At 73.3% G+C, this 2,427-nt stretch carries 3 protein-coding genes; 1 reads left to right on the top strand and 2 read right to left on the bottom strand.

Features of this window, described 5'->3' with window-relative positions:
• Positions 1-497 (bottom strand): cellulose-binding domain-containing protein (locus EYA84_RS30575; RefSeq protein ID WP_201272531.1); only part of this gene is annotated, 497 nt, incomplete at its 3' end.
• A 245-nt stretch (positions 498-742) separates the two neighbouring features.
• Here EYA84_RS30575 and EYA84_RS30570 point away from each other — a divergent pair.
• On the top strand, positions 743-1,954 hold the full coding sequence (locus tag EYA84_RS30570; RefSeq protein ID WP_131057688.1) for an aromatic acid exporter family protein: 1,212 nt from the start codon (positions 743-745) through the stop codon (positions 1,952-1,954).
• Positions 1,955-1,970: 16 nt separating this feature from the next.
• Here EYA84_RS30570 and EYA84_RS32795 read toward each other — a convergent pair.
• A partial coding sequence (locus EYA84_RS32795; protein ID WP_161595077.1) for a hypothetical protein occupies positions 1,971-2,427 on the bottom strand: 457 nt, incomplete at its 5' end.

Genomic DNA, 2,427 nt, shown 5'->3' with positions numbered 1-2,427 from the left:
GTGGTCGGCGGCGGCGTGGTGGGGGGCGGGGTGGTCGGCGGCGGGGTGGTCGGGCCGACGCTCCCGGTGCAGGTGACCCCGTTGAGGGCGAACGAGGTCGGCGCGGTGTTGCTGGTGCCGGTGTAGGTGCCGTTGAAGCCGAACGAGACGCTCTGGTTGGTGCCGAGGGCGGCGTTGTAGCCGACGTTGGTGGCCGTCACGTCGTTGCCGGCGGAGGTGACGGTGGCGTTCCATGCCTGCGTCACCCGCTGGCCGGAGGGAAACGTCCAGGTCAGCCGCCAACCGTTGACCGCGTCGCCGAGGTTGGTCAGGTCGACGTTGGCGGTGAAGCCGCCGGGCCACTGGCTGGGGGCGGAGTAGACCACCCGGCAACCGGCGGCGGCGTGTGCGGCGCCCGCGTTGACCAGGCCGACGCCGGCCAGTAGGACCGCTATCCCGCTGGTGACCAGGCCGAACCGCCATCGTGTCCTGCGTAGTGTGCCTCTCAGCCCGGCCATGACGCTCCTCGGTGTGGTGATGGTGTCGACGGGTGCTGGCCGAGCGCCGCCGGGACCACCGGAAACGTCCGGCCGGCTCGCACCATAAGTTGGGATCAACAACTTTGTCAATCGACTGAGGCTGATATTGGCTGCTTCTGCGCAGGTAGGGGCGTTGTGTCGGAACGAGTGCCTCGCGGGTGTGCGTACCGGACTGTCGGACGCGTACCGGCGAATGAGCGCAGCCCGGGCGGGTAGTCGGCGGCGTGACGGCGACGGACGAACGGGACAGCGGATGGCTGCGGGGCGCCGTCGGGCGGGTGATCGGGATGGTCGCCCGCGTGGTCGGCGGGATCAGTGGACGGATCGGCTGGCGGGAACGGCGCCGGACGCTGGAGCTGTACGCCATCCTCGCCGTGCAGGCCGGAGCAGCCGCCGCCGTCGCCTGGACGGTCGCGCACCAGGTGCTCGGGCATCCGTCACCGGTCTTCGCGCCCAGCGCGGCGGTGGGCACGATCGCCGCCGCGATCGGCCGGCGGACCCGCCGCACCGTGGAACTGCTGATCGGCGTGCTGGCCGGGATCGTGGTCGGCGACGCCCTGATCTGGGTCATCGGCACCGGACCCTGGCAGATCGGCACCGTCGTGACGCTGGCCATCCTGCTCGCCCTCACGCTGAGCCGGGGCGGCCAGGTGGTGACCCAGGCCGGCGGCACGGCGGTCCTGATCGCCACGCTCGCGCCCGTGCAACGCGGGCTGGAGGTGCCCAGGATCATCGACGCCACGATCGGTGGGCTGGCCGCCGTGCTGGTGGTGGCCGTCCTGCCGGTGAACCCGGTGCGGCTCGTCCAGCGGGCGGCCCGTCCGCTGTTCACGGTGCTGATGGAGCAACTGCACGTGGGCGCGGACGGCTTGTCGGCCGGCGACGCCGAGGAGGTGGCCCGGGCCCGGGACGCCCTGACCGCCCTCGACCCGCAGGTCAAACTGATCTCCGACGCGGTCGCCGGAGCCCAGGAGGCGGTGGCGATCTCACCGGCCCGATGGCACCGCCGGACCGACTTCGAGCACTACGAACGCGGCGTCCGCTACCTCGACCTGGCCGTGCGGGGCTGCCAGGAGATGCTGCGTCGGGCCGCCACGGCGGTCCGCGACGACGAACCGGTGCCGGCCGGTCTGCCCGCGGCGGTGCACTACTTCGGCGACGCCCTCGCGCTGATGCAGATCGCGGCGGAGAGCGGGCACCACACCGGTCGCACCGAGCGGCTGATCCTCAAGGCGGTGGACCGGGCCGCCGAGGCGTACCACGAGGGGGTGGGCTTCTCCGGCAGCGTGGTGGTGGCACAGATCCGGACCGTCGCCACCGACCTGCTGCGCAGCCTCGGCCGCTCGGAGTCGCAGGCCAGCGAGTCGGTCCGGGAGCGGTTCGGGCGGCGGCAGGAGGAGGGCCGGCCACCCGGGGCGCAGCCCGATCGCGCGTGACCGGGCTGCGGCCGTGTCACAACCGCCCGGCCACCGTCCGGGCCACCTCGGTGAGGCGTCCCACGTACCCGGCCGGGTCGTCCAGCCGGACCAACCGGACGGCCACCCAGGTCCCGGAGACGCTGACGAAGACCGCCCCCTCCTCCAGGTACGCCTCGTCGCCGATGCCGGAGAGCGTCTCGAACTCGTGGTCGAGTTCCCGGTCGATGTCGAGGATCTTCTTCGCCCCGTCGCCGACGAAGACCTCCACCTGGGCCAGCGGCCCCGAGACCGGCCCGGTGTACGTGCAGGTGTCCGCCACCGGCACCGGGTCCTCCAACGGCGTACCGGCCAACTCCTCGGCCTCCGCCCTGGTCACCAGCGCGCAGGCGTCCACCTCGGGCGGGTCCGGCGGCGCGGGCGTCTCGTTCGGCGGCTCCGGCGTTCCGGCCGGCTCCGGTGCCCCGGCCGGCGCGGGTGGCGGTGCTGCCGCC

This window comes from Verrucosispora sp. SN26_14.1 (assembly GCF_004307965.1).
In the GTDB taxonomy this organism is placed as follows: Bacteria; Actinomycetota; Actinomycetes; order Mycobacteriales; family Micromonosporaceae; genus Micromonospora.
Note: the sequence above shows the minus strand (reverse complement) of the source record. Positions and strands in the feature narration are given on the sequence as shown.